The 25,178-nt window shown below is 71.1% G+C and carries 28 protein-coding genes; 10 read left to right on the forward strand and 18 right to left on the reverse strand.

Annotation, left to right across the window (positions count from 1 at the left end):
- Window positions 1-7: 7 nt before the first annotated feature.
- Entirely contained in the window at window positions 8-856 is an 849-nt protein-coding gene (locus ACIHFD_RS10405; protein WP_397366516.1) for a fumarylacetoacetate hydrolase family protein, read from the reverse strand.
- A gap of 46 nt (window positions 857-902) precedes the next feature.
- Window positions 903-1,673 carry an IclR family transcriptional regulator gene (locus ACIHFD_RS10410; RefSeq protein ID WP_397366517.1) on the reverse strand — a complete coding sequence of 257 codons (771 nt, stop codon included), beginning with the start codon at window positions 1,671-1,673 and terminating at the stop codon, window positions 903-905.
- Between the two features lie 206 nt (window positions 1,674-1,879).
- Here ACIHFD_RS10410 and ACIHFD_RS10415 point away from each other — a divergent pair, with 206 nt between their 5' ends.
- From ACIHFD_RS10415 to ACIHFD_RS10425, 3 genes are read left to right on the forward strand one after another with little or no spacing between them, the layout of a single operon-like run.
- Window positions 1,880-2,344 (forward strand): hypothetical protein, encoded by a 465-nt coding sequence (locus ACIHFD_RS10415; RefSeq protein WP_397366518.1) that lies wholly within the window; start codon window positions 1,880-1,882, stop codon window positions 2,342-2,344.
- Between the two features lie 5 nt (window positions 2,345-2,349).
- Complete coding sequence (locus ACIHFD_RS10420) at window positions 2,350-2,592, forward strand: hypothetical protein (RefSeq protein WP_397366519.1); 243 nt, start codon at window positions 2,350-2,352, stop codon at window positions 2,590-2,592.
- A gap of 35 nt (window positions 2,593-2,627) precedes the next feature.
- Window positions 2,628-3,341: a phosphatase PAP2 family protein gene (locus tag ACIHFD_RS10425; protein ID WP_397366520.1), complete on the forward strand. Its 714-nt coding sequence runs from the start codon at window positions 2,628-2,630 to the stop codon at window positions 3,339-3,341.
- Between the two features lie 46 nt (window positions 3,342-3,387).
- Here ACIHFD_RS10425 and ACIHFD_RS10430 read toward each other — a convergent pair whose 3' ends face one another.
- The gene (locus ACIHFD_RS10430; protein WP_397366521.1) at window positions 3,388-4,134 is read right to left on the reverse strand and encodes an MBL fold metallo-hydrolase; all 747 of its coding nucleotides are present in this window, start codon (window positions 4,132-4,134) and stop codon (window positions 3,388-3,390) included.
- Between the two features lie 27 nt (window positions 4,135-4,161).
- Between ACIHFD_RS10430 and ACIHFD_RS10435 the strand changes: the two genes are divergently transcribed.
- From ACIHFD_RS10435 to ACIHFD_RS10445, 3 genes are read left to right on the forward strand one after another with little or no spacing between them, the layout of a single operon-like run.
- On the forward strand, window positions 4,162-4,569 hold the full coding sequence (locus tag ACIHFD_RS10435) for a MerR family transcriptional regulator (protein WP_355200386.1): 408 nt from the start codon (window positions 4,162-4,164) through the stop codon (window positions 4,567-4,569).
- Window positions 4,570-4,574: 5 nt separating this feature from the next.
- Entirely contained in the window at window positions 4,575-5,384 is an 810-nt protein-coding gene (locus ACIHFD_RS10440) for an NAD-dependent epimerase/dehydratase family protein (protein WP_397366522.1), read from the forward strand.
- 60 nt (window positions 5,385-5,444) lie between these two features.
- Complete coding sequence (locus ACIHFD_RS10445) at window positions 5,445-6,203, forward strand: IclR family transcriptional regulator (protein ID WP_397366523.1); 759 nt, start codon at window positions 5,445-5,447, stop codon at window positions 6,201-6,203.
- A 41-nt stretch (window positions 6,204-6,244) separates the two neighbouring features.
- On the opposite strand, the gene ACIHFD_RS10450 is transcribed toward ACIHFD_RS10445, so the two are convergent.
- From ACIHFD_RS10450 to ACIHFD_RS10465, 4 genes are read right to left on the reverse strand one after another with little or no spacing between them, the layout of a single operon-like run.
- Entirely contained in the window at window positions 6,245-7,054 is an 810-nt protein-coding gene (locus ACIHFD_RS10450) for a carbohydrate ABC transporter permease (RefSeq protein WP_350727334.1), read from the reverse strand.
- A complete protein-coding gene (locus tag ACIHFD_RS10455; protein ID WP_397366524.1) occupies window positions 7,051-7,977 on the reverse strand; it encodes a carbohydrate ABC transporter permease in 927 nt (308 codons plus the stop codon). The genes ACIHFD_RS10450 and ACIHFD_RS10455 overlap by 4 nt, the downstream gene beginning before the upstream one ends.
- Entirely contained in the window at window positions 7,974-9,260 is a 1,287-nt protein-coding gene (locus ACIHFD_RS10460; protein ID WP_397366525.1) for an ABC transporter substrate-binding protein, read from the reverse strand. The genes ACIHFD_RS10455 and ACIHFD_RS10460 overlap by 4 nt, the downstream gene beginning before the upstream one ends.
- Entirely contained in the window at window positions 9,257-10,546 is a 1,290-nt protein-coding gene (locus ACIHFD_RS10465; RefSeq protein WP_397366527.1) for an alpha-glucosidase/alpha-galactosidase, read from the reverse strand. Before ACIHFD_RS10465 ends, ACIHFD_RS10460 begins: the two co-directional genes overlap by 4 nt.
- 241 nt (window positions 10,547-10,787) lie before the next feature.
- Here ACIHFD_RS10465 and ACIHFD_RS10470 point away from each other — a divergent pair, with 241 nt between their 5' ends.
- From ACIHFD_RS10470 to ACIHFD_RS10480, 3 genes are all read left to right on the forward strand, one after another.
- Window positions 10,788-11,735 carry an endo alpha-1,4 polygalactosaminidase gene (locus ACIHFD_RS10470; protein ID WP_397366528.1) on the forward strand — a complete coding sequence of 316 codons (948 nt, stop codon included), beginning with the start codon at window positions 10,788-10,790 and terminating at the stop codon, window positions 11,733-11,735.
- A 657-nt stretch (window positions 11,736-12,392) separates the two neighbouring features.
- Window positions 12,393-13,475: an alanine racemase gene (locus ACIHFD_RS10475; protein ID WP_397366529.1), complete on the forward strand. Its 1,083-nt coding sequence runs from the start codon at window positions 12,393-12,395 to the stop codon at window positions 13,473-13,475.
- A gap of 16 nt (window positions 13,476-13,491) precedes the next feature.
- On the forward strand, window positions 13,492-14,256 hold the full coding sequence (locus ACIHFD_RS10480; protein WP_397366530.1) for an SDR family NAD(P)-dependent oxidoreductase: 765 nt from the start codon (window positions 13,492-13,494) through the stop codon (window positions 14,254-14,256).
- Between the two features lie 18 nt (window positions 14,257-14,274).
- Here ACIHFD_RS10480 and ACIHFD_RS10485 read toward each other — a convergent pair whose 3' ends face one another.
- From ACIHFD_RS10485 to ACIHFD_RS10495, 3 genes are all read right to left on the reverse strand, one after another.
- The gene (locus tag ACIHFD_RS10485) at window positions 14,275-14,718 is read right to left on the reverse strand and encodes a MarR family transcriptional regulator (protein WP_363971507.1); all 444 of its coding nucleotides are present in this window, start codon (window positions 14,716-14,718) and stop codon (window positions 14,275-14,277) included.
- Complete coding sequence (locus ACIHFD_RS10490) at window positions 14,715-14,927, reverse strand: hypothetical protein (protein ID WP_350727326.1); 213 nt, start codon at window positions 14,925-14,927, stop codon at window positions 14,715-14,717. The genes ACIHFD_RS10485 and ACIHFD_RS10490 overlap by 4 nt, the downstream gene beginning before the upstream one ends.
- 256 nt (window positions 14,928-15,183) lie before the next feature.
- Entirely contained in the window at window positions 15,184-15,795 is a 612-nt protein-coding gene (locus ACIHFD_RS10495) for a TetR/AcrR family transcriptional regulator (RefSeq protein WP_397366531.1), read from the reverse strand.
- A gap of 22 nt (window positions 15,796-15,817) precedes the next feature.
- On the opposite strand from ACIHFD_RS10495, the gene ACIHFD_RS10500 reads away from it, so the two are divergent.
- Window positions 15,818-16,735: an NAD-dependent epimerase/dehydratase family protein gene (locus ACIHFD_RS10500; protein WP_397366532.1), complete on the forward strand. Its 918-nt coding sequence runs from the start codon at window positions 15,818-15,820 to the stop codon at window positions 16,733-16,735.
- Here ACIHFD_RS10500 and ACIHFD_RS10505 read toward each other — a convergent pair.
- The 8 genes from ACIHFD_RS10505 to ACIHFD_RS10540 form a co-directional block, all read right to left on the reverse strand.
- The gene (locus tag ACIHFD_RS10505) at window positions 16,730-17,815 is read right to left on the reverse strand and encodes a VWA domain-containing protein (RefSeq protein WP_397366533.1); all 1,086 of its coding nucleotides are present in this window, start codon (window positions 17,813-17,815) and stop codon (window positions 16,730-16,732) included. The genes ACIHFD_RS10500 and ACIHFD_RS10505 overlap by 6 nt on opposite strands.
- Window positions 17,816-18,778 (reverse strand): VWA domain-containing protein, encoded by a 963-nt coding sequence (locus ACIHFD_RS10510; protein WP_397366534.1) that lies wholly within the window; start codon window positions 18,776-18,778, stop codon window positions 17,816-17,818.
- Window positions 18,779-18,809: 31 nt separating this feature from the next.
- Window positions 18,810-19,697 carry a DUF58 domain-containing protein gene (locus ACIHFD_RS10515; RefSeq protein ID WP_397366535.1) on the reverse strand — a complete coding sequence of 296 codons (888 nt, stop codon included), beginning with the start codon at window positions 19,695-19,697 and terminating at the stop codon, window positions 18,810-18,812.
- 6 nt (window positions 19,698-19,703) lie between these two features.
- Window positions 19,704-20,693: an AAA family ATPase gene (locus ACIHFD_RS10520; protein ID WP_397366536.1), complete on the reverse strand. Its 990-nt coding sequence runs from the start codon at window positions 20,691-20,693 to the stop codon at window positions 19,704-19,706.
- Between the two features lie 26 nt (window positions 20,694-20,719).
- Window positions 20,720-21,514, reverse strand: a complete 795-nt coding sequence (locus tag ACIHFD_RS10525) for a S1C family serine protease (RefSeq protein ID WP_397366537.1) — start codon at window positions 21,512-21,514, stop codon at window positions 20,720-20,722.
- Between the two features lie 158 nt (window positions 21,515-21,672).
- Window positions 21,673-22,839: an erythromycin esterase family protein gene (locus tag ACIHFD_RS10530; protein ID WP_397366538.1), complete on the reverse strand. Its 1,167-nt coding sequence runs from the start codon at window positions 22,837-22,839 to the stop codon at window positions 21,673-21,675.
- Between the two features lie 118 nt (window positions 22,840-22,957).
- Window positions 22,958-24,448 carry a serine hydrolase domain-containing protein gene (locus ACIHFD_RS10535; RefSeq protein WP_397366539.1) on the reverse strand — a complete coding sequence of 497 codons (1,491 nt, stop codon included), beginning with the start codon at window positions 24,446-24,448 and terminating at the stop codon, window positions 22,958-22,960.
- A gap of 145 nt (window positions 24,449-24,593) precedes the next feature.
- Entirely contained in the window at window positions 24,594-24,941 is a 348-nt protein-coding gene (locus ACIHFD_RS10540) for a DoxX family protein (protein WP_350727317.1), read from the reverse strand.
- Window positions 24,942-25,178 lie beyond the last annotated feature (237 nt).

Consider the following 25,178-nt stretch of genomic DNA (forward strand, 5'->3'; position numbering starts at 1 on the left):
TCTGTCCTTACCGCGGGCCCAGGACCTGCTGGCGCTGGTTGCCGAGCCTGTCGATGCCGAGTTCGATCACGTCTCCGGGCTGGAGCCAGATGGGCGGGTTGTGGCCCATGCCGACGCCGGGCGGGGTGCCGGTGTTGATCAGGTCGCCGGGCTCCAGCACCATGAACTGGCTCAGATAGTGCACGATGACGTACAAGTCGAAGATCATCGTCTTGGTGGTGCCGGTCTGCCGGCGTACGCCGTTGACGTCGAGCCACATGCCCAGGTTCTTGACGTCGGGGATCTCGTCCGGGGTGACCAGCCACGGGCCGGCCGGGTTGAAGGTCTCGGCGGACTTGCCCTTGGACCACTGGCCGCCCCGCTCCATCTGGAAGGCCCGCTCGCTCACGTCGTTGACCACGCAGTACCCCGCGATGGCGGCGGCGGCCTCCTCGACCGAGTCGAGGTAGGAGGTGCGCCTGCCGATCACGATGCCGAGCTCGACCTCCCAGTCGGGCTTGGTGGAGCCGCGCGGGATGCGCACCTCGTCGTACGGGCCGATCAGGGTGTTGGGCGATTTGGTGAACAGGATCGGCTCATCCGGCACGGCCTGGCCGGTCTCGGCGGCGTGGTCGCTGTAGTTCAGGCCGATGCACAGGATCTGGTGCGGCCGGGCGATCGGCGCGCCGACCCGCTCACCCGCGAACGCCCGCACCTCACCCCGGGCGACCTGGTCGGCCAGCAACGCGGCGCCGCCCGCGGCGAAGAAACGCTCGTCGAAATCGGGCGTGACGTCCGAGACGTCGATGTAGTGGGACTCGTCCACGCGGACGACGGGCTTCTCGGCGCCGGGCGCGCCGATGCGCATCAGGTACAACGCTTTCTCCGTGTTCGGATCGGAAGGGTACGGGCGGCGGTGACGTTCACGAGGTCTCCTGCCCCGCGACGATGCGGCGGATGGCGGCCAGGTCGTCGACGAGCGACCTCAGCGGCGTCCGGTAGGCCAGCCCGCTGACGCTGACGGCGCCGCTGGGAACGGTGGGCGAGGTCAGGTAGGCCAGGACCGCCACGCAGTTGACGCCCGGCTCGTTCTCCTGGTCGTCGACGGCGTAGCCCAGCTCGCGGATGCGCGCCAGCTCGGCGTGCAGCTGCTCCACCGTGCCGATCGAGCGCTCAGTCGGCAGCTCCAGCCGCCGCTCCCCCACCCACTCGCGCACCGCTTCCTCGGTGCGCAGGGCGTCGGCGAGCAGCGCCTTGCCGACGGCGGTGCAGTGTGCCGGGTTCCGGCCCCCGACGACGGAGGTCAGCCGGACGGCCCCGTCGGACGGGTCGAGCTTGGAGCGGTAGACGACCGAGGTCCCTTCCAGCACCGCGTAGTGCACGGTCTCGCCGTAGCGGTCGCACAGAGCCCGCAGGATCGGCGTGACCCGCACGTGGTCAGGCCGGGCCTCGTGGTGGGCGAAGGCCATCCGCAGGAACTCGTCGCCGAGCACGTACCGCCCGTGGCCGTGCTGCGCCGCGAATCCGGCGCGGCGCAGCGACGCCAGGGCACGGTGAACCGTCGGCTTGGGGCTGGCCACCGCTCGGGCCATCTCCTCCAAGCCGATACCGTCGGGGTGGCGAGCCAGCTCGGCGAGGACCGCCAGCACGCGGTCGGATCCGACGAGCTTGAGCTCGGCAGCCATCTCGGACATGTTCCGAACGTTAGACTATCGTTCCGAAAAGTGAAAGTTGGCCCCCCGCCCCGGGCCCTTCACCTCAGACGGTTTGAACATCGCCACGACGAGGCGCCGCACCCGAATCGCATTGCCCGCCAGGCACCACACCCAGCGCTCCCGACCTTCAGGGCGGCTGAAGCTTGCGCTAGGCTTCAGTCACCCTGAAGGTTGGAGGTCAAGGAATGCTGGAGCATGTCCTGCTGTCGGTGCACGTCCTGGCCGGCATCGTGTTCGTGGGAGGCTCGGCCGTGGCGACGAGCCTGTTCCCCCGTTACGTGCCGGTCGCGACCGGCGGGCAGGGCGAGCCGCCGCCGGATCCGGGCGAGCGCAACCGGAGTGTCGCGGTCGCGCTGCACCGCATCACCGGGGGCTACGCCGCCTTCGGGCTCATCGTCCCCTTGGCCGGGATCATCCTGGCGAGCGTGCAGGGCCGGATGGGCGAGATCTGGATCATCGTCTCCATGATCCTCACGGCCGTCGCGGGCGCCCTGCTGGCCACGCAGATCTACCCGCGCCAGCGCGCCGCGCTCAGCGAGCCCGGCGACGAACGGCCGCTGCGCGTGATGTCCATGCTGGCCGGCTTCTACAACCTGGCCTGGGCGGTCGTCGTGGTCCTGATGATCGTACGGCCCGGCGCGGGGGACTGACCGCCATGCGCCTGCTCCGGATCGCGGCCGCCGTCGAGGCCGCATCCCTCGTGCTCCTGCTCGGCAACCTGTTCACCGTGCACGCCAAGGTGATCACGACGTTCTGCGGCCCGCTGCACGGCATCGCCTACCTCGCCGTGATCGCGGCCACCTGGACGGTCCGGCCCGCCGCCCGCCTGCTCGCGTTCGTCCCGGGGATCGGCGGGCTGCTCGTCCTGCGGACCGCGCGCGCCCGCGCCGGAGGCTGAACTCGGCCTTATCCGGCCCTCTTTATCGTTCCACCATGAGGTCGAACAGAGCGGGGTTCCCGGTTTCGGTTTCGGTGGCGCTCCTCGTTCTCGGCACGGTGATGGGCTTCGCCGCCCGTACGCCCGCGTGGACCGCCGTGGACGCCGCCGTGAGCGACGGGGTCCAGTCGCTCCGGAGCCCGTGGCCGACCGCGGTGGCGCAGGTCCTGAACGTGGGGTTCGGCACGGTCATGGGCCCGCTCCTCGCCGCCGCCCTCGTCGTGGGGGTGGCCGTCTCGGGCCGGCCGCGGGCCGCCGGGCGCGTGCTGGTGGTGATCGCCGCCGGGTGGGGCGTCAGCTGGGTGCTCAAGACCGTCGTCGCCCGGTCCCGGCCCCCGGTCTCCGACTCCCTGGTGTACGGCCTCGGCTCCGGCAGCTTCCCCAGCGGTCACGTGTGCCTGACCCTGTCGATCGTGATCGCCGTCGCGACCCTGGTCAGGCATACCCGCTTCCACCGGCCGGTGCTGGCGGCGGGCTTCGTGCTCGTGGCCGTCCAGATGCTGGCGCGGGTCTACCTGGGAGCGCATTACGCCACCGACACGCTGGGCTCGATCGTCGTGGCCCCCGCCGCGATCCACGTGGCGTTGAACACGCGCCGGCTGGGGCTGCTCGATCCGCCGTGGAGGCGCCGGCCACCCGGCCCCGCGGCGGCGGAGCAGGCCGGCGCCGATGCCGTCTCCCCGGCGTCGGACACGTGCTCCAGCCGGTAGCCGGCGTCCAGATGCGCTGCGGCGTCGAAGACCCGCACCGGACGGATCAGGCACTCGCGTCGAGTTCCCACCGTTTGCCTGTCGGCAGGTCCACCACCCGCAGTTCCGGACCCGCCAGTGCCACGGCGTCGGAGGCGGTGCCGCCGGTGCGGAACAGTCGCGACAGCGGGTCGTGGCCATGGGCGTCATGCACGGGGACCAGGACCTCGGCGCCGAGCGCGGACGCCCCCGCGACGGCCTGTTCCGGCCCCATCACCAGGCGGGGCCCGAACAGGGGGCGCAGCCCGTTCACGGGCAGCAGGGCCAGATCGGCCCGGTAGCGCTCCAGCGGCGCGACCTCCCCCGCCTCCCCTCCGAAGAAGACGACCCGGCCGCCCGCCGTGGCGAAGACGTAGGCGTTGTTGGGCCATACGAGGGTCCGCCCGGACGGCACGACCGTCATGGACAGGCCGGGCGCGAGGTCGAGTGTCCGCCCCCACGTCAGGCGCTCCGCCCGCCGGAATCCGAGGGCTCGGGCCCGGCGGGCCATGCCGCGCGTGGGCACGTACAGCGGTGTGGTGTCCTTGGCCGGGAAGTGGCGCAGCGCGCGCAGGTCCCAGTGGTTGGTGGCCAGGTTGGTGACCACGACGGCGGTGAGCGGGGGAAGGTCGCGAACGCGCAGGCCCAGCGGCTCGCCACGGCGCAGCCACCACCGTTCGGTGAACCAGGGGTCGGTGAGGACGGCGTGGCCGTCGAGTTCGAGCAGGACGCAGGAGTTGACCACCCGCGTCATCGCAACGGTCGGCTTGATCATGCCGCAACCGTGCCGGTTAATGTACACATGAAGTCAAGCGAGGGGATGGCCATCGGAGAGCTGGCGGAGCGGTTCGGCCTGGACACGCATGTCCTGCGCCATTGGGAGAGCATGGGCCTGCTGGCACCCGCGCGGCGCGCGGGTGGTCAGCGTGCCTACGGGCAGCGCGATCTCGAGCGGGTGGCGCTGATCCTGATGGGCAAGGAGGCCGGCTTCACGCTGGGCGAGTTGCGCGTGCTGCTGTCCGCCGCCGATCCGATGGACCACCGTGATCTGCTGCGCCACCACGTTCAGGAGCTGGAACGGCGCATCTCGCGGGCCCGGGCCGCCAAGGAGCTCGTCGAGCACGCCCTCGCCTGCCCGCACAGCTTCGCCGAGTGCGAGCACGCCCGCGAGCAGATCGCCACCCGCATCCCGGAAATCATGGATAAGTGATCAACATGACCAGACTCCCCGAACACGTCCTCGTGACCGGAGCCGCCGGAAACATCGGCCAGGTGCTGCGGCGCACCCTGCTGCCCAAGATCGCGCGGGTGCGCCTGTCCGATCTCCGCGACGTCGGCCCGCTCGCCGCGCACGAGGAGTTCGCGCCGGCCGACCTCCTGGACCTCGACCAGGTGCGGGCGGCCGTGCGGGGCACCGAGGCGGTGATCCACCTCGGGGGCGTCTCCGATGAGGCCGGCTTCGACGCGATCAAGGGCCCCAACCTGGAGGGCGTCTACAACGTCTTCGAGGCGTGCCGCAGGGAGGGCGTCCGGCTCGTCGTCAACACCAGCTCCAACCGCATCACCGGCTTCCACCCGGCGGGGGCGACCCTCGACGGGGAGGAGGCGGTGCGGCCCGACGGCCTGTACGGCGCGGCCAAGGCGTTCGGGGAGGCGCTGGGCAGCCTGTACGCCCACCGCTTCGGCCTCGACGTGATCTCCGTACGCGTCGGCTCCTTCGAGGAACGCCCCACCGAACCGCGCCACCTGCACACCTGGCTGAGCCACGACGACGCGGCGCGGCTCTACGGCGCCTGCCTGACCGCGCCGCCCGGCTCGGGACACGTGGTCGTCTACGGCGTCTCACGCAACACGCGGTCGTGGTGGACGCAGAACGCGGCGGCGAGCGCCCTCGGATACCGGCCGATGGACGACGCGGAGGACTTCGCGGCCGAGCTGGGCGCCTACACCGAGCCCCATCAGGGAGGCCGGTACACGCGCTACGAGTACGGCGGATGGGCCACCCGGCCCGGCGACACCCGCTGACTGGAGCGGTTCCGCGATACGCGCTAGCCTTCCATGAAGCGGAACAGGGAGGCGAGGGTAGTGGCGGACGGGCAGTCCCCGGTGGGAAGCGTCGATCGCGCGCTGCTGATCTTGCAGGAGATCGGCAAACACAGCAGAGGCGTTACGCTCGACGAGCTCGCCACCAGGCTCGGGCTGCCCAAGAGCTCGCTGCACCGGCTGCTGGGGGCCCTGAAGCACCGGGGGTTCGCCGCGCAGCCGGAGCCCGGCGGGCCGTACTTCCTCGGCACCGAGATGCTGGCCACGGCCTTCAGGTTCTACGAGACGATGGACCTGCGCAGCCTGGTGCGGCCGCTGCTCCTGCGGCTGAGCGACGAGTTCGCCGAGACGGTGCACATGGCCATGCTGGACGGCGGCGAGGTCGTCTACCTGGACAAGGTGGAGGCGGTGCGGACGATCACGATGACGTCCGTGGTGGGCGGCCGCAACGCCGCCCACTGCACGGGCGTCGGCAAGGCGCTGCTGGCCTGGACGTACCCGACGGACGAGGCCGTCAAGGCGTGGGCCGCCCGGTACGGCCCGCTGGCCACCAGGACCCGTAACACCATGACCAACCCCGCCAAGCTGGCCACCCACCTGGACCAGGTGCGCACGCGCGGCTACGCGCTCGACCTGGAGGAGAACGAGCCGGGCGTGCGCTGCGTGGCGGTCCCCGTCTTCCTGGGGAGGACGGCGCCGGTCGCGGCGGTGAGCGTGACGGCGCTCAAGGACCGGATGTCGCCGGCCAGGATGGAGGAGATCGGCGAGAAGCTGCGGCAGGCGGTCGCCGAGCAGGCCTGACGGGCCGGTGCCACTGGTCCCCGCCGGCCCGTGCCGCGACCTCAGCCCTTGACCGCGCCGGTCAGCGCCTGGACGAAACGGCGCTGGCCGAACAGGAACACGGCCAGCACCGGCAGCGTGGTCAGCACCGTGCCCGCCATGATGGCCGGCCAGTCGGCCCGGTGCTGGCCCTGGAAGGTCGTCAGCCCCGCCTGCACCGTGTAGTTGGCCTCGGAGTTGATCGCCACCAGCGGCCAGAACAGGTCGTTCCAGGCCGTGATGAACGTGATCACGGCCAGCGCCGCCATCGCCGGCCTGGCCACCGGCAGCACGACCCGGAAGAACACGCCGAAGCGCGAGCAGCCGTCGATCCGCGCGGCCTCCTCCAACTCCTTGGGGAACGACTGGAAGAACGAGGTCATCAGGTAGATGCCCACGGCGGAGGCCAGCGACGGCACGATCAGCGCGCCGAGCGTGTCGGTCAGCCCGGCCTCGCTGAAGATCAGGAACGTCGGGATGACCGTGAGCTGGAACGGGATCAGCGCGGTCGCGATGACCAGGATCAGCACCGTCTTGGAGCCGGCGAACCTGATCCTGGCGAAGGCGTACCCGGCCATGCTGCACAGCACGAGCTGGGCCGCCACGATGGCGCCCGAGACGATCACGCTGTTGAGGAACCAGCGCGGGAAGTTCGAGCGCTCGACGACCGTGCGGTAGCCGCCCAGGTCCACGGCCTCGGGCCAGATCGCCGGCGGGAACCGGTTGAGCTCGGCCTGGGTCATGACGGAGCTGAGCAGCAGCCACACGAACGGCAGCACGACCACCGCCGACATCGGCACCAGCACCAGGTGCCACTTGCTGGGCCATCTCATCCGGTCGCTCCCCTCCGCCGCGCGATCAGCAGGCCCGTGACGATCAGCACCAGGGTGCCGGCGAACAGCACGTACGCCACGGCCGCGCCGTACCCGGCGGTGTTGAAGGTGAAGGCGAGCTGCCAGACGTAGTAGACGATGGTCACGGTCGCGTTGGCCGGGCCGCCCTTGGTGGTGGTCATGACCAGGTCGAAGAACTGCAACGCGTCGATCATGCCCCACACCGTCAGGAAGATCGTCATCGGCCGTACCGACGGGACGATGACGTGCCTGAAGGTGGTCCACGACCCCGCTCCGTCGATCGCGGCGGCCTCCAGCACCTCCTTGCTGATCTCCTGGATGGCCGCCAGGTAGATGACCACGGCGAATCCGAACCGCGTCCAGAAGAAGATCAGCGTGAGCACGAGCATGGCCTGCGACGGGTCGCTCAGCAGCCCCTGCACCGGCAGCCCGAGCTTGACGAGCAGGCCGTTCATCAACCCGAAGTCGCGGTCGAAGATGTAGCCCATGAGCAGCCCGGTGGCGGTGGCCGAGACGATGTACGGCACCAGGAAACAGGTCCGGTAGAACCCGATCCCGCGGACCTTCCTGTTCAGCAGCACGGCCACGACCAGCCCGGTGACCAGGGAGGCCGGGATGTAGAGCACCAGCAGCAGCCCGGTGTTGGCCACCGCCTGGAGGAACACGGGGTCGTCGAGCAGCGCCCGGTAGTTGGCGAGCCCCACGTTCGTGCCCGGTGTCATCAGGTCGGAGTCGGTGAACGACAACGCCAGCGCCCAGGCCATGGGTATGAGCGAGAAGCCGAGGATGACCAGCGACGCGGGGCCCGCGAACGACCAGCCGGCGACGTTGTCGCCGAGCCTGCGCCGGTCGCGGGGCTGCCGGTGCCCGGTGCGGGCGGCGCTGAGCGCGGTGCTGCTCATGATCCCGGTACGGCCAGCGCGGCGTCCGCCTTGCCGGCCGCCTGGTCCAGGGCGGTCTTGGCGTCGCTCTTGCCGAGCAGCGCCTGGGCGATGGCCTCGGCCACGAAGGCGGAGACCCGGGGGTATCGGGTGGTCGGCGGCCGGACCCGTTTGGCGTTGGCCAGGTTCGCCGAGATCACCTCAATGCCCGGATATTTCGCGACATAGTCCTTATAGCCGGGCAGCTTGGTGATCGACTCGCGGATCGGCAGCGAGCCGGTGTCGCCCATCCACTCCAGCTGCTGCTCGGCCGCCGTCAGCCAGGCCAGGAACGTGGCCGCGGCCTTGACCCGGCGCTCGTCGTGCTCGAACACCACCCAGTTGTCCGGCCCCGAGATCGTCTCGTGGTTGCCGTCGGTGCCGGGCAGCTGCGCGACGCCGTAGTCGACCTTGGCCGCCTGCAGGTCGGGCAGCACCCACGGACCGGTCATGAACATGCCGAGCCGCCCCGACTCGAACAGCTTCTGGCCCTTCTCCGCCGGGCTGGAGTCGAGATAGACCGACTTGTCGACCACGGCCATGTCACGCAGCCTGCCGAGCGCCTGCTGGCCGGCGGCGGAGTTGAAGGCGGCCTTCTTGTGGTCGGGCGTGAGGATGTCCCCGCCGGCCTGCCAGAGCATCGGCCACAGGCCCCAGACCGCCTCCTCGCCGCCGCTGATCGGCCAGGTGGCGCCGAAGACGCCGTCCTTGGCGCTGGTGACCTGCTTGGCCTTGGCCCGGAAGTCGTCCCAGGTCCAGTCCGGTCCGGGCGCCTCGACGCCGGCCTTGGCCAGCAGTTTCCTGTTGTAGAGGACCACCATGTTGTCGACCACGGCGGGGAAGGCGATGACCTTGCCGTTGACGGTGACGGACTCCCGCTCGCCGGCCCAGAAGTCCTGCCAGTTGATCGCCGGGTCCTTGACGACCTCGGTGAGGTCGGCCGTCTTGGGGTTCCTGGCGATGTTGGGGGCCCAGGAGCCGTACAGGTAGGCGATGTCGGGATAGGCGTCGGAGGCCAGCGCGGCGGTGAGCTTGGGCAGCATCCCGTCGGCGGTGGCCCCGCCGGACTCGGTCTTCACCTTGACGTCGGGGTGGCTCTGGTTGAACCGCGCGACCAGCTTCTCGATCGACTTGGCCGAGTTGTCCTCCTGGCCGTGCCAGATCGTGATCTCCACGGGGCCGCCGGCCGCCTGCTCCTGGCCGCCGCCCGAGCAGCCGGTGACCGCCAGGGCGAGGAGCACGGCGGCGACGGGCGCGCGCCTCATCGGACGCCCTCGGGGAGCAGGTCGCCGTGGGCGGCGATCATGTCGTCCACGAGGTCGTGGATCTGCTGGAGCGTCAGCGTGGCCGAGGCGTTCGGGTCGAGCATGACGGCGTGGTAGACGTGGTCGCGGCGGCCCTCCAGCGCCGCGCGCACGGTCAGCTCGCCGACGTTGAGGAACGTCCGGTTCAGCGCGGCGAGCTGGGGCGGCAGCGCGCCGATGCGGGTCGGGCGCATCCCGGCCCGGTCCACCAGGCACGGCACCTCGACGCAGGCGTCGTCGGGCAGATTGGAGATCAGGCCGCCGTTGCGCACGTTGCCGTGCACGACCCTGGGGGTGCCGGTCTCGATGGAGTGGATGACGTCCGAGGCCAGCTCCCCGGCGGGGGCGATCTCGACACCCTCCCCGGCGGCCAGCCGCCGCCTGGTCTCCTCGTACGTGCCGAGGTTCTCCGCCGACCACCGCAGGTAGATCTCGACGGGGATGCGGAAGTGCTCCACCTGGTCGTCGTGGTGCAGGAACCAGGGCAGGTACTCCGAGCCGTGCTCGCTGCTCTCGGTGGGGAAGTGACCGAACCGGCGGTACATCTCCACCCGCACGGTACGGCGCAGCTCCGGGTCACGGGCGATGACCTCGTCGAGCACCGGATACAGGTTCCTGCCCTTGTGCTCGAACTTCAGCACGAACGCCTGGTGGTTGGCCCCGGCGGTGACGAACGACACCTCTTCCTCCGGCACCTCGACGAGTGAGGCCAGCCGGGCCTGGGTGTCGCGTACGGAATGGCAGAGCCCGACGACGTTCCTGAACGCGGTCCCCTCGTAGACGGCGCGGGGGATCATCGCCATCGGGTTGGTGTAGTTGAGCAGCAGCGCGTGCGGGGCCAGTTCGGCCAGGTCCGTGCCCAGGGCCACCATCACCGGGATCGTCCGCAGCGCGCGGAAGACGCCGCCGACGCCGAGGGTGTCGGCGATCGTCTGCCGCAGCCCGTAACTGCGGGGGATCTCGAAGTCGACGCGGGTGGCCGCGTGCCCGCCGACCGCGATCTCGTTGATCACGTAGTCGGCGCCGTCCACGGCGGCCCGCCGGTCGAGGTGCGCCTCCACCTTGGCGCCCAGGCCCAGCTCGGCGACCATCCAGTTCGCCATGGCCTCGGCCGTGGCCAGCCGCTCGGCGTCGATGTCGTGCAGGACAAGGGTGGACTCCCCCAGCTCGGGGAAGGTCAGGATGTCGGAGAGGACGTTCTTGGTGAACTCGACGCTGCCCGCGCCGATGAACACGATGCGTGCCATGGGGCTGTTTCCCTCCATTGAGCACGGCGGGCATGGGCCCGCTGCGTGCGGGTGAGTATAACCACGCATCCACCATGCAGACCAGGATTCCATCATTCGGAAAATGATGGTTTGGCGGATACCGCTGGCGAGGTGTCTGCTCTTATGGGATTCTCAACATCAAGATCGGATCGATCACCTCGTCAGCCATGGGTTTCCCTTATCACGGAATAGCATTCCGTATCGCGGAAGGACCAATGCATTGAACCTCCGGACACTCTTAACCCGGCTCGCCGTGGCCACGGCCCTGATACCGGCCTCCGCGACACTCCTCGCGGCCCCCGCCCAGGCGGCGGAGTCGGCGGCGATCTGGCGTCCGCCGGTGGACAGCCGCTGGCAGTACCAGCTCCAGGGCAGCAAGACCTACGCCGCCACCGGCGGCGTCAACGTCGACATCTGCGGGGTCCCGCAGAGCGGCGGCGCCTGCGTGCGGCCGACCGTCTTCGACATCGACCTGTACGCCGCCGAGGAGGTCGCCGGCGACAACAAGACGCTCAACACGGCGGCCGTCAAGGCCATCCACGCCCGCGGGGCCAAGGCGATCTGCTACATCGACGCCGGCTCGATCGAGGACTTCCGGCCCGACTACCAGCAGTTCGTGGACTTCCACAAGAAGAACGGCAACTCCCTGCTGGGCAAGCCCTTCAGCGCCGAGTTCCCGAACGAGCGCTGGGCGAACATCAACAACGACAAGGGCCAGCGCGACTTCCTGCTGAAGATGATGGCGGCCCGCGTCGACAAGTGCGTCCAGGCGGGCTTCGACGGGGTCGAGTTCGACGTCGTCAACGCCCACGAGGAGGGCAAGTCGGTCACCGGCTGGACCGTCTCCCCCGCCACCCAGCTCGTCTACAACCGCGCGCTGGCCGGCCTGGCCCACGACCGGGGCCTGTCGGTGGCACTGAAGAACGACCTCAGCCAGGCCGGGGAGCTGGTGTCGTCCTTCGACTACGCGGTCAACGAGGAGTGCTTCCAGTTCGACGAGTGCTCTGAGCTGAGCGTCTTCGTCAAGGCGGGCAAGCCTGTGTTCCACGTGGAGTACGAGACCGCGCCGGCGAGCTTCTGCGCCGAGTCGAAGACGCTGAAGTTCAACTCCCTCAAGAAGCCCGAGGACTACTCGCTGTTCGACAAGCCGTACAAGCCGTGCAGGTAACGGCGGCCCGCCGCCACATCCCGACCCGCACGCCGCAACGGCGGCCTGCGGGCCCCGGCCCGGCCGGCCCGACGCAGCGGCCCGCGGGCCCCGGCCCCCACGCGACGCAGCGGCGGCCCGCGAGGACCGGCCCGGCTCATCAGCGGCCACGCCACGCAGCCGCACCGACGACCGGCCGGTCACCACACCGCACCACCGGCAACCGCCAACCGCACGGGCCGGCCACTCGCCGCAGCCGGGCCACCCACCGCAGGCCAATTGCCCACCGCGAGCCGGCCACCCACCGCGGGCAAGTCGTCCGCCACAGGACGGCCATCCGCCGCAAGCCGGCCGCTCCTCGCGATCCCGCTCGGCGGCGTGCGAGCCGTCGACGTGGTGGAAGGCGGCGAACCGGGCGGCGTAACGTTCCAGGTCCGCCGCAGGCCCGCCGAGCCGGTGGCCGGGCGCCTCCGGCCGGGGCCGCCGCCCCCACGGGTCGCCGACTCTCATGCCTCGCTCCTCATTCTGTGATGCGGAATGAAGTTCCAAATCCGTGCCAGAACACCAGGAAGCGAGATCGCTGTCAAGAGGGGGTGCAGTTCCACATCTCGGAACGCTGGTGCACGATTCGGAATCGATGCTATTTTCGGGGAAATCTTCCGAAGGGGCGGTCCACCGATGTACCCCGAACTCGACACTCCGGCGCTCGTCATCGACCTCGACGCGGTCAGGGCCAACATCATGGAGATGGCCAAGGCGGCCGCCAAGCACGGCGTCAGGCTGCGGCCCCATATCAAGACGCACAAGATGCCCGAGCTGGCGCGGATGCAGCTCGACGCCGGGGCCGGCGGCATCACCTGCGCCAAGCTGGGCGAGGCCGAGGTGATGGCCGACGCCGGGATCGACGACATCCTGCTGGCCTTTCCCGTCTGGGGCGAGCCCAAGCTGCGCCGCCTGGCCGCGCTGCGCGAGCGCGCCAGGATACGGGTCAGCCTCGACTCCCCCGAGGTGGCCGCCGGGCTCGGCCGGTTGGGCGGCCCGCCGGTGGAGGTGCTGGTGGAGGTGGACACGGGTCAGCACCGGCTGGGCCGCCCGCCCGGCCGTCCCACCGCCGACCTGGTCGCCGAGATCGCCGCCGTCCCCGGCGTCGAGGTCGTGGGGCTGCTCACGCTGGCCGGTCACGCCTACCACGCGCGTACGCCGGCGGAGCTCGAAGAGACCGCCCGCCGCGAAGGCGAAGACCTGGTCGCCACCGCCGAGCTGTGCGCCCGGGACGGCATCGAGCTGCGGGAGATCAGCGTCGGCTCCACCCCCACCGCCCGGCACGCGGCCGGCGTGGCCGGCGTGACCGAGATCCGGCCGGGCACCTACATCTTCAACGACACCGCGATGATGCGCCTGGGCGTGGCCACCGAGCAGACCGCGGCGGCCCGCGTGCTGACCACCGTCATCGCCAGGCCGACGCCGGAACGGGTCGTCTTCGACGCGGGCACCAAGTGCCTGACCTCCGACGGGTACGGCACGCCCGGCTGGATCAGGGCCGTGAGCCTGCCGTACCTGCGCATGGAGTTCCTCAACGAGGAGCACGCGGTCGCCCACCTGGAGCCCGGGCATCACGGCGAGCTGCCGGTCGGCACGCGGGCGCAGCTCATCCCCAGCCACGCCTGCTCGGCCGTCAACCTCTTCGACCTCGCCTACGGCGTCGAGAACGGGCAGGTCACCACCGAACTCCGCGTCGCGGCCCGCGGCGCGGTCCGCTGACGAAGGAAGGGACATCATGCGGGGACTGGCCGGCAAGCGGGTGCTGATCAGCGGCGGGAGCAGCGGCATCGGCGCCGCCACGGCCCGCAGGTTCCTGGAGGAAGGGGCCAGGGTCGTGCTCGGCGGGCTTCAGCGGGAAGAGGTGGACGGCACGGTGGCGGAGCTGTCCGCGCTGGGCGAGGTGCACGGGCTCGCCGGCGACGTCAGCGCGGAGGCCGACGTGACCCGGCTGGTGACGGGCGCGATCGCGGCGCTGGGCGGCCTCGACGTCCTGATCAACAACGCCGGTACGGCCTGGCGCGAGCCGTTCCTGGAGATCACGCCCGGCCACTGGGACAGGATCATCGCGGTCAACCTGCGCGGCATGTTCCTCGTCGCCCAGGCCGTGGCCCGCCACCTGGTGGAGCAGGGCACGTGCGGGGTCATCCTCAACATGTCCTCCACCAACGGGCTGGGCGGGGAGGCCGACTACGCCCACTACAACGCCTCCAAGGGCGGCGTGCTGCTGCTCACCAAGACGATGGCCGTCGAGCTGGGCCAGCACGGCATCCGCGTCAACGCGCTGTGCCCCGGCTACATCCAGACCCCGCTCAACGCCTCGATCTCGGCCGGGCTCGCGGGCGACTTCGTCACCTCGTACGAGCGCGAGCACATCCCCCTCGGGAGGGCGGGGCTGCCGGAGGAGGTCGCCGCCGGCTACGCCTTCCTGGCCTCCGACGACGCCGCCTTCATCCACGGCACGGAGCTGGTCATCGACGGGGGCCAGCTCGCGATCATGTGACTCACGGGGCGCTCGCGGCTACCGCTGGTCGCTCTCCTCCAGGTTCGCGATCATGCGGTCGAGCGTGCGCATGAACGCGTCGAACTCCTCCTGGTCGATCCCCCGCAGCGCGCGGGCGTTGGCCTCCCGCGCGCCCCGGGTGAGCTCGGGCTGGATCTGGCGGGCCCGCTCGGTCAGCCGGTAGTGGGAGCGCCGCCGGTCCTGCGGGTCGGCGGTCCGGACGACCAGCCCGTCACGCTGCATGCGTTTGAGCGTGTGGGCCATCGTCGACTGGTCGATCCTCACCCGTTCGCACAGCTCCTGCTGGGTGAGCCCGTCCTCCTCGAACAGGGCCAGCAACTGCGCGAACTGCCCCGGCGTCACCCCCGTGTCGGCGATGTTGACCCGCAACCCGTTGCCGAGCAGCCTGGCCAGGTGGTTGATCTGGTAGCCGAGGGACGACTGCCGGGGCAACGAGGTCACACACGTTCCTTTGCGCGGATCAGCCGGCGGATGCGCGGCCACTGCCACATGGCCACGCCCGAGGCGAGCAGGACGGGCAGGATGACCCAGCGTATCGCCACATGGGCAGGCGAGTCGGCGGGCGGCGCCAGGTAGACGTAAGCGATGATCGCCAGCCCGGCGATCAGGTGGACGGCGCGCTGAATCGTACGGATCTGCCTGGCCTTCATGGCGACTCCTCGACGATGGGTTACATGGCTTGCCATCTATTATATATGGCAAGCCATGTAATCGCGCGGGGGGTCACCAGGCCCAGTCGGGGTGGCCGGTGGCGGCCTGGGACTCCGCCCACAGCCGGGCGCGGGCGGCCTCGTCGTAGGCGAGTAGGGGCTGTCACACGCCGGACTGCCCGCGACGTGGGAGCGGCGGAGTCGCGGCAGCGCTTCGAGGAGATCGTCGGCATGCCGCACGCGCGCAGCACCGCCGTCAGCGCAGCCGGAGGGTGGCGGCGGCGGTCTCGACCCAGGCCGCGAGGAACCGCTCCGGGTCGAGACCGCCCGGAGTGTGGCCGATCATGGCCCGGAGCAGCGGATAGTAGGTCAGGGACGCCAGGAGCACGGCCCCGGCCGCCTCCGGATCGTCGACGTCGGCCCTGCCCAGCTCCTTCTGCGCGGCGATCCAGGCGACCCCCTGGGCGTACACGCCGGCCAGCACCCCCTCCCACATGCGCTCGAACAGGTCGGGAAACCCGTCGTACTCGCGCAGCATGATGCGGATGAGATCGCGGTCGCTCTCCAGCGACTCCCAGACCACCCGCGCCATGCGCTCCAGCGCCGCGCGCCCGTCCGCGTCCGCCGGCCGCTCGGCCGTGGCCGCGGCGGCGCGCCGGGCGACGGCCTCCATGTTCTGCCGCACGGCCTCCTCCAGCAGCGCCCGTTTCGACGGGAAGTGCTTGTAGAGCGCGCCCGAGCCGGTGGTCAGCCCGCACGCCGCCTGGATGTCGGCGACCGAGGTCTCGGCGTATCCGCGGGTGGAGAACAGCCGCACCGCCTCGTCGATGAGCCGCTGCCGGGTGACCCCCGGGGTCGATCTCGCCATAGTGAGAGAGTACTCTCTTTCTATGCGAGTGTTCATCACGGGCGGCACCGGCGCGATCGGCCGCCACACGGTCCCTGCCCTGCTCGCCGCGGGGCACACGGTGACCGCTCTTGCCCGCACGCCGGGGAAGGCGGCCGCCCTCAGCAGCCAGGGAGCCGTCCCCGTCACGGTGTCACTGTTCGACCGCGAGGCGCTGGCCTCGGCCTTCGCCGGGCACGACGCGGTGGTCAACCTGGCCAGCGCGATCCCGCCGATGAGCAAGTTCATGAGCGTCACCGCGCACCGCCAGAACAACCGGGTGCGCGCCGAGGGCTCGGCCGCCGTCGTGGACGCCGCGCTGGCCGCCGGGGTCGGCCGGGTCGTCCAGGAGTCGGTCAGCATGGTCTACCGCGACCAGGGCGCGCGCTGGATCGACGAGGACGCGCCCGTCGATCACTACCCGATGACCCGCGGCAACTTCGCCGCCGAGTCGAGCGCGCACCGCTTCGGCCGGGAGGGCGGCGGCGCGGGCGTGGTGCTGCGGTTCGGCTGGTTCTACGGGCCGGGGGCCGCGCACAGCGAGGAGATGTACGCCCAGGCCCGCCACCACGTCGGCATGGTGCTCGGTCACCCCGACGGCTACGTGTCCTCCATCCATATGACCGACGCCGCCGAAGCCGTCGTCGCCGCGCTCGGGGCGCCCGCTGGCACGTACAACGTCGTCGACGACGAGCCGCTGACCAAGCGGGAGTACGCTCACACGCTGGCCCGCGCCGCCGGCACCCGCCTGTGGCTCAGCGTCCCCGGCCGCGCCGCCTACCTCTTCGGCCACCGCCTCACCTCGCTGACCCGCTCTCTCCGGGTCAGCAACGCCCGCTTCCGCGCGGCCACGGACTGGGCCCCGCGCTACCCCAGCGCCCGCGAGGGCTGGCCGGCCACCGCCGCCGTCCTCACCTCATGACGCCGACGGGGACCGACGAGGCCTGTCAGTGGTCCGGGGGCGGTTCCACCAGAGGGACAGGGACAGGGCCGCGGTGATGAGGACGGCGCCGCCGGCGGCGAAGGCGGCGGCCGTGTCGACCCGCTGGCGGATGACGGTGAAGGTGCCGGGCAGGGCGTCGAGGGCGCTCTGGAGCTGGCCGGCGTTCTCGGCGCGGTGGTAGGAGCCGCCGGTGGTCTGGGCGATCTGCTTGAGCGCGGGCTCGTCGATCAAGCGGACGTTGCGGCCGCGGTCGAATCCGCCGCGGCCACCGAAGCCGCCGCCCCAGCCGCCGAAGCCGCGGCCGTCGAACTGGGAGTTGTCGCAGACCATCGGGGCCGGGTTCGTGGTGCCGAAGCCGATGGTGAAGACGCGGACGCGGCGCAGGGCCGCCTCCTGGGCGGCGGTCTGCGGGTCGACGCCCTGGGTGTTGGCGCCGTCGGTGAGCACGACGATCGCGGCACCGGCGTAGCCTGCCCCGCCGCCGTCGGTGGGGTTCGCGCCGGTGGGGGCGACCGACGGGTCGACCTCCGCGATCGCGTCGATCGAGGTGAGCATGGCCTGCCCGATCGCGGTGCCGCGGGACACGGTGAGGCCGTCCAGCGCCTTGATCAGCGAGTCGGTGTCGTCGGTGGGAGGCACGAGCAGCCCCGCGTTGCCCGCGAAGGTGACCAGGCCGATGCGCGGCCCGCCCCGCTGCGACTCGATGAAGTCGGCGGCGGCCTTCCTCGCGGCGGTGATGCGGTTGGGGTCGACGTCCGTGGAACACATGGAGCCGGAGGTGTCGAGCGCGAGCAGGATCGTCGCCGACGTCATCGGCACCGGCACCGACGCCTGCGGTCGCGCGGCCCCGACCGCGAGCAGCGCGAGTCCGGCGATGAAGAGGGCCGCGGGGATCTTCCGCGTCCAGCGCGTACGGCCGGGCAGGGCGCTGCGTACGAGCGCGATCGAGGTGACCCGCACGGCGGCACGCCGGCGGCGGCGCCCCGCCCACCAGCGGATGGCGAAGATCAGCGGGATGATCAGGACGAACAGCAGCGCCCACGGCCATGACAACGACATTCAGATCACCCGTCCAGACCGGAGCACGGTGAGCGCCGCTCCGGCGGTGAGCAGCGCGAGGGCGAGCCCGATCAGGGCGCCGGCGAGGGGCAGCGGCTCGTCGGAGACGGTGAGCCGCAGATCGATCGTGTCGGCGATCCCGTCGAGCCGCGCGGTGTCGGAGGCGGGGTGGTAGGCGCCGCCGGTGGCCTGCGCGATCGAGGTGAGGGCGTCCTCGTCCAGCGAGGTCTGCAGGCGGTAGCCGTCGACCTGCACCGTCGCCCCTGCCGTGGTGCCGACCCCGACGGTGTGGATGTGGACGCCCGCCTTCTGGGCCACGGCGGCGGCCTGTTCGACGGCCGGATCGCCGGCCCCGCCCTGGTTCTGGCCGTCGGAGAACATCACGATCGTCGCCGACGGCCAGTAGCCGACGTCGGGCGCGGCGCCGTCGCGGCCGATGGCCACCTGCTTGCCGGTGATCAGCGTCAGCGAGGCCGTGATGGCCGTCCCCAGCGAGGTGCTGCCGGTGATCTTCAGCCGGTCGATGGCCTTGAGCGCGATGGAGTGGTCGGCATCGGGACGGGCGGCGGTGAGCCCGCCCCGTGCGAACGCGACGACTCCGACGTCGACGCTGTCCGGCTGCGCCGACACGAACGCGCGGGCCGCCCGCTGCGCTCCCGCCAGCCGGGTGGGCGTGACGTCGTCGGCGCCCATGCTGTTGGAGACGTCGATGGCGAGGATGACGGTGCCCGCGGTGCGCGGCACCGGCACCATGGCCGCCGGTCCGGCGGTGGCGACCGCGAGTACGGCGACGCCGGCGATCGTCAGGCCGCTGCCGAGGTACGCCCGCCGGGCGCCCGGTACGGCGACGCCGGCGGCGGCGAGCGCGGCCGTGCGGCGGCGCGCCGAGACGACGGCCGCCCAGGCGAGCGCCGCCGTGACGATCAGTCCGACGGCCAGCAGCAGCGGGGAGGACAGGGTCATGAGCCTCCTCCGTGCCCATGGGTGGCTTCCGTCATGACGACCGGTCCCGGGTTCGGGCGACGACCTCGACGAGCGCCTCGGCCAGGTCGCGGTCGGTGCCGACGCGGTGTACGGGCACCCCGGCCCGGCGCATGCCCGCCGCGAGCCGGGCGTCGCGGGCGTCGACGGCCTCCCGGAAGCGCACCCGCAACAGCGGGTCGGCGGAGTCGACGACGAGCTGCTCGCCGGTCTCGGCGTCCTCGACCACGATCAGCCCGGCCTCGGGCAGCACGTCGTCGGCCGTGTCCACGATGCGCAGCGCGACGACCTCGTGCCGCCGGGCCAGGCGCTGGAGCGAGCGCTCCCAGTCGCCGTCGCCGATGAAGTCCGACAGCACGACGACGAGCGCGCGGCGGCGCGCGAGCCGTCCGGCCGCATCGAGCATCTCCGCCAGGTCGGTGGTGGTGCCACCACGCGCCGTCCCGGCGGTGCGTTCCAGCTCGGCGCCGATCCGCAGCGCGTGCCGCCGGGAGGTGCCGGGCGGCACGACGCGCAGCATCCCCGTGTCGAACAGCAGGGCGCCGACGCGGTTGCCGCCCCGGCCGAACAGCCGGGCCAGGACGAGCGCGAGCCCGGCCAGCACGTCGTGCTTGCCGCGCCCCGGCCGGCCCGCCAGCATCGACGCCGACCGGTCGAGCACCAGCCACACCGTCAGCTCGCGGTCCTCGGTGAACACGCGCAGGTGCGGCTCGTCCAGCCGCGCGGTCACGTTCCAGTCGATGTGCCGGGCGTCGTCGCCGTCGCCATAGGGGCGCAACCCGGTGAAGTCGATCCCGGAGCCGCGGTGCGCGGTGCGGTGGGCGCCCTGGAGCCGGCCGTCCAGCCTGCGGACGACCTTCCACTCCAGGCGGAGCAGCAGCTTTTCGGGGGCGGTGGCCATGGCGGCTCAGCGGTTCTGCAGGACGACGTCGGGCGCCCGGACGGCCCCGAGCACCCTGGTGATGATCGTGTCGGCGTCGACGTCGTCCGCGAGGGCCTCGTACGACAGCACGAGGCGGTGGCGCAGCACGTCGAGCGCGAGCTCGGACAGGTCGTGCGGCAGGACGTAGTCGCGGCCGCGCAGGAACGCCAGCGCCCGGGCACCCGTGACCAGCGCGATCGACGCCCGCGGGCTCGCCCCGTAGGTGACGTACCGCTCCAGCTCCCCGAGCCCGGCCGTCGCGGGCGAACGCGTCACGGCGACCAGCCGGACCGCGTAGTCGACGATCGCCGGATCGACGTACACCTGCTGAGCGCGGGCCCGCATCGCGATCAGATCCTCGGCCGTCACCATCGCCTGCGGCGGCTCCGGCGGACGCAGCGCGCGTTCGACGATCGCCTGCTCCTCGGACTGCGTCGGATAGTCGACGACCACCTTCATCATGAACCGGTCGACCTGCGCTTCGGGCAGCGGGTAGGTGCCCTCCGACTCGATCGGGTTCTCCGTCGCCATGACCAGGAACGGCTCGGGCACCCGGAACGTCTCACGGCCGATCGTCACCTGATGCTCCTGCATCACCTCCAGCAGGGCGCTCTGCACCTTGGCGGGGGCACGGTTGATCTCGTCGGCCAGCAGCAGGTTGGCGAACACCGGGCCGAGCTCGGTCCTGAACTCCCCGGAGTGCTGGTGGTAGACCCGCGTGCCCACGAGGTCGGCGGGCACCAGGTCGGGGGTGAACTGGACGCGCTGGAAACTCCCGGCGATCGCGGCGGCCAGCGACCTCACCGCGAGCGTCTTGGCCAGGCCCGGCACGCCCTCGACGAGCAGGTGGCCGTCGGCGATCAGCGCGACGGCCATGCGCTCCAGCAGCACGTCCTGCCCGACGATCGTGCGTTTGACCTCGAACAGCACCTGTTCGAGCGGATGAGCCGGCTCGGGGGACTTGGTCGAGGTCATCGTCTTCCTTCTCGAGATGTGTCCGGTCAGATCTGGGGTCCTTCGCCCAGCGGGCCGTCACCGTCACCGCCGCCCAGGGCCACGCCGATCGGCACCGCGAACGCGATGCCTGCGAACGCCTCGTCGCCGCCCGGGTCGGCGATCGAGACCACGATCCCGATGACCAGGCCGCGAGCGTCCAGGAGCGGACCGCCGGAGCTGCCCGGGTTGACGGAGGCGTCGAACTGGATGAGCCCGCCCAGGTCGCGGTCGCCTTCTTCGATAGTCCGGTTCAGGCCCGACACGACGCCGGTGGAGACGCTGTAGGTCAGGCCGAGCGGGTTGCCGATCGCCACGACGGGCGCACCCACGGCCACGCCGCCGCCGAGCGTCGCCGGGACGACGATCTCCGGCAGCTTCGCGGGCCTGAGGGCCGCGACGTCGCGTTTGGGGTTCGACGACACGACCACGGCCTTCGCCTTGGTGCCGTCGGCGAACGTCAGGTTGACGTTCTTCGTGCCCTTGATGACGTGGTGCGCGGTCAGGATCGTCCCGTCCTCGGCCGCGATCACCCCGGTTCCGAGCGACTTCCCGGCCTGGATGACCACCACCGACGGCCCGGCCCTCTCGAAGACCTCGGCCGTCGTGAGCGTCGCGCTGGGGGTCGGCGTCGGGCTCGGCCTGGGCGCGGCTGCTTCGCCGTTCCCACCGCCGCTGCCCAGCCAGTACGCGAGCACCGCCACGAGGACGAGCACGCCGCCCCCGACGACGAACCGCCGAGCCCTCCCGGCCCCGGCTCCCCGAGCCTCGGCCGCATCGGCCTCCTGCGGCACGTGCTCCATCGCCCCATAGTCATAAAAGTCAGCTCAAAGTGCCACAAAATCCACCTGAGAACTCCATGAGAACCGGTGGAGCCTGCCGCGCGGACGCCGGCACGGATCCGGCGTCCGCGTGCTGCCCCGCGACTGGGTCGTCGCGCCTGCCGTGATCAACGGGCCTGTCAGCCCAGCTTTTTCAGGTTGACGGCCTGCTTGAGGAAGACGACGCCGTCGATCGTGTCGAGCTGGGCCGGGTCCAGCGGGAAATAGGCGAAATCATCGGAGACGCGCTTGGCGGGCTTCGTGACGGCCTCGGCCAGGCGGCGGGCGTCGATGAGAGAGTGGTCCCACGGGAGCGTGGACAGCATGCCCTCGACGGTGTCCGGGGACGGAATGTCGTCGCCGACCGTGCCGAAGGCCGAGGCCAGGAAGGCGAACCGGCCTCCCAGGTGCGTCGCGGCGATCGCCCCCGCGCTCCACCACTCCAACTGCTGGTCGCCGAACGGCATGAGGGTCTTGTTCCGCTGCAGGTGGAGGTTGGAGGAGAAGACCAGGGCCGGGCCGTGCTCGGCGACGGCGCGCAGGTTGGCGGCCATCATCACGGCCCGCAGCGCCGACAGCCGGGTCCACCGTTCCGGGGAGGCGTCGGCCATCCAGTAGTGGTAGCGGAGCAGGCCGATGGCGGTGCGCCCGTACAGTTCCGCCCGTTCCCTGTCCTCCGCGCTCAGCTGCGGCGCCTGCGTGTCGAGCGCCGCCAGCAGGTCGTCGGCGATCAGCCGCAGCCGCTGGGCGTCGGCGGACTGGCCGATCGACTGGGACGGGTCCATGGCGGTGGCCTCGTTCGACCACCGCTCGTCCGGGCCCAGCAACGTGTCGAGGGTTTCCCTGCTGCACAGGAGCGGGCCGTCGAGGAGGCCGTGGAGGCCGGTGAGCGCCTGGCGGGGGCTCGCCGCCCAGTACTCCAGAGGGCCGTCGAACCCGAAGAACCGGAGCTTTTCATCATGCTCCTCGTTGTAGGCCCGCATCCAGCGTACGAGCTCGCGGTTGGCCGGTGCCGTGCCGAAGGCGTGGCTGAAGCCGCGCTCCATGACGTCGTCGAGCGTGCCCGCGCCCGTCGTCACGTAGTCGTCCACCACGAGGCCCATGAGGCAGTCGCTCTCGATGGCGAACGACCGGTAGCCCTCGTGCTCGACCAGATGCCGGAAGATCTCGTTGCGCAACTCGCCGAGCTCCCCCACGAAGTGCCTGGCCTCGCCCAGGCCGAGCAGCAGGGGCTGGGCGGGAAGCGACCGGAGGAACGCCGAGATGTTCGCGCCATCGACCGGCCGGGCTGTGTCCTTGATGTCCATGCCTTAAACCGTATCGTTGAACACTCGATGTAAACTTTTTCCCGGAGATCCTCGCCATCGTCGCGATGGACCCTCAATCGAGGATGCATCCGCGAGGCGAGTGGACCCGGCGCGTTCCTCAGCTCGCGGCCTGCCCGTCGCAGAACACCTCGTTGACGAGCCTCCGCGTCGCCTTCTGGAACGCCTCCGCCAGGGACAGCTCGGCGTCGTCCACGTAGTTCAGCGCGGCGGTCAGGGTCCTGCCGCCGTCGGGCGTGCTGTACATCAGCGCCCCGTGGCCCGCGATGCCGCCGTTGTGGGTGATGACGGTGCCGCCGCACTCCGTGTCCTGCACGAACACCCCCAGCCCGTAGCCGACCTTCGGCTCCGGTGTGCACATCTCGGCCAGCAGCTCGGCCGGCAGGAGCTTGCCGCCCATCAGCGCGGAGATGAACGTGTGCAGGTCCTGGGTGGTCGAGATCATGTCACCGCCGGTGGAGATCCAGGAGGGGTTCTGGCGGGTGACGTCGACCGTCTCCTGCCGGCCAGGCTCCCCGTACCGGTAGTAGGCGTGGGCGTGCGGCTCGGGGATCTCCGGCGAGGTGTCCGGCACCACGGTGCCCGTCAGGCCGAGCGGCCCCAGGATCAGCCGCCGCATCTCCTCGGCGAGCGAGCGGCCGGTGACCTTCTCGATCAGCAGCCTGGCCAGCACATAGTTGGTGTTGGAGTAGCTCCAGTCGGTCCCCGGCTCGAACCGCGCCGGCTTGGACAGCGCCAGCCGTACCAGCTCCTCGGGCCGGTAGGTCCGGAACCGGTTGTCCACCCACTCCTGACCCGACCAGACGATCCCCGGCACGTGCTCGGGGTAGTAATCGCCGGTGAAGTTGAACACCCCGCTGGTGTGCTGCAGCAGCATCCGCACCGTGATCCGCCGGTCCAGCCCGAACTCGGGCAGGTAGTCATCCACCGGAGTGTCCAGCCCGATCCTGCCCTCGCCCACCAGCTGCAGCACCACGGTCGCGGTGAAGGTCTTGGTGTTGCTGCCGATCCGGACGTGCCCGTTGACCGGCGGTGTGGCGGTCTGGCCCAGCTTGCGCCGGCCGGCACTGCCGACCCACTCGCCCCGCTCGTCGTGCACGCGCAGCGTCACCCCGGTGAAACCGGAATCGACGATCTCCTGGATGGCCTTCTGCAGCTCCGGGCGATCCGGCCCGGACGGCAGGGTGACCGAAGCGGCGTCGAGGGCTCCGGTGATCTTGCGGACCATCTCCGCCACGACGGGGCCGGGCCTGCCCTGGTGGGTGGCTGCTTCGAGCGCGACGATGACGGTGCTGCGGAAGTTGCCGGCCTCGGCCGGGTCCTGCTTGTTGAGCAGGCTCATGGCGGCTGTCAGGGCCGGCAGCACGTGGTCGGCGAGCTCGGCCACGGACTTGCCGTTCAGCTTGATGTCTCTGGTCTTCGCGGCGAGCACGTGGCCGACCAGGCCGGTCGCGGAGGCCAGGGCGATGGAGCCCTCGGTGGCGATCCTGTGGGGCGAGCCTGCGGCGCCGGCGGCGGCCAGCAGCGAGACGGCACCGTACGCGGCGGTCCGCAGGGTGAGCTTGTCCTGGTCGGTGAGGGTGACGGACATGGGGAGGCTCCTTCAACACTGTGACAGCTGAACGGACAGGCGCTGAACCGTTCATGGCGTCCACCATCCCCGACCGCTCTGATACCGGACCGTCGCCGCCCTGACGCGACCGCTGACGCGAGACGGCGAGCGCGCCGGCGGCCCCTCAGGCGACGTATCCCAGGGCCAGGGCGGCGATCACCGGGCCCAGGTAGAGCAGGGGAAAGACGACGGTCGAGTACGAGCGCGCCCGGAGCACGGTGACGACGGCCCCGGCGAAGTACAGCACCAGGCCGATCCCGGCCAGGACGCCGACGACCGGCACGAACAGGCCGGCCAGCAGGCCGACCGACCCCGCGGCCTTGGCCGCGCCGAGCCAGGTCCACCACGAGCGGGGGACGCCGTAGTCCGTCAACGGCTTCACGACCCACTCGGCGCGGCGGAGGAGGGAGAAGGCGGAGAAGCCCACCCAGAGGGCGGCCAGGACGGTGACGACGGTTGCGGTGGTGGACATGGTGACGCTCCTCAGCTGGTGCTTTCTTACGACACCGATCCTGCGGGCCCCGGTTGATAGATCCGCGATACGTTCACGATGCGCGAGGGACCGGCCGCCAGCCCGCTGGGAACCTACGAAGGCCCTGCGGATAAAGACCTTCGTGACAATCACCTCAGAACGGGAGCTCGTTTTGGCGGACCCCGCACCTCCCGGCGACCGCCGGCCATCGGTACGCGGTCCAGCGGGGCTGGTGGA

The organism is Nonomuraea sp. NPDC051941 (assembly GCF_044593615.1).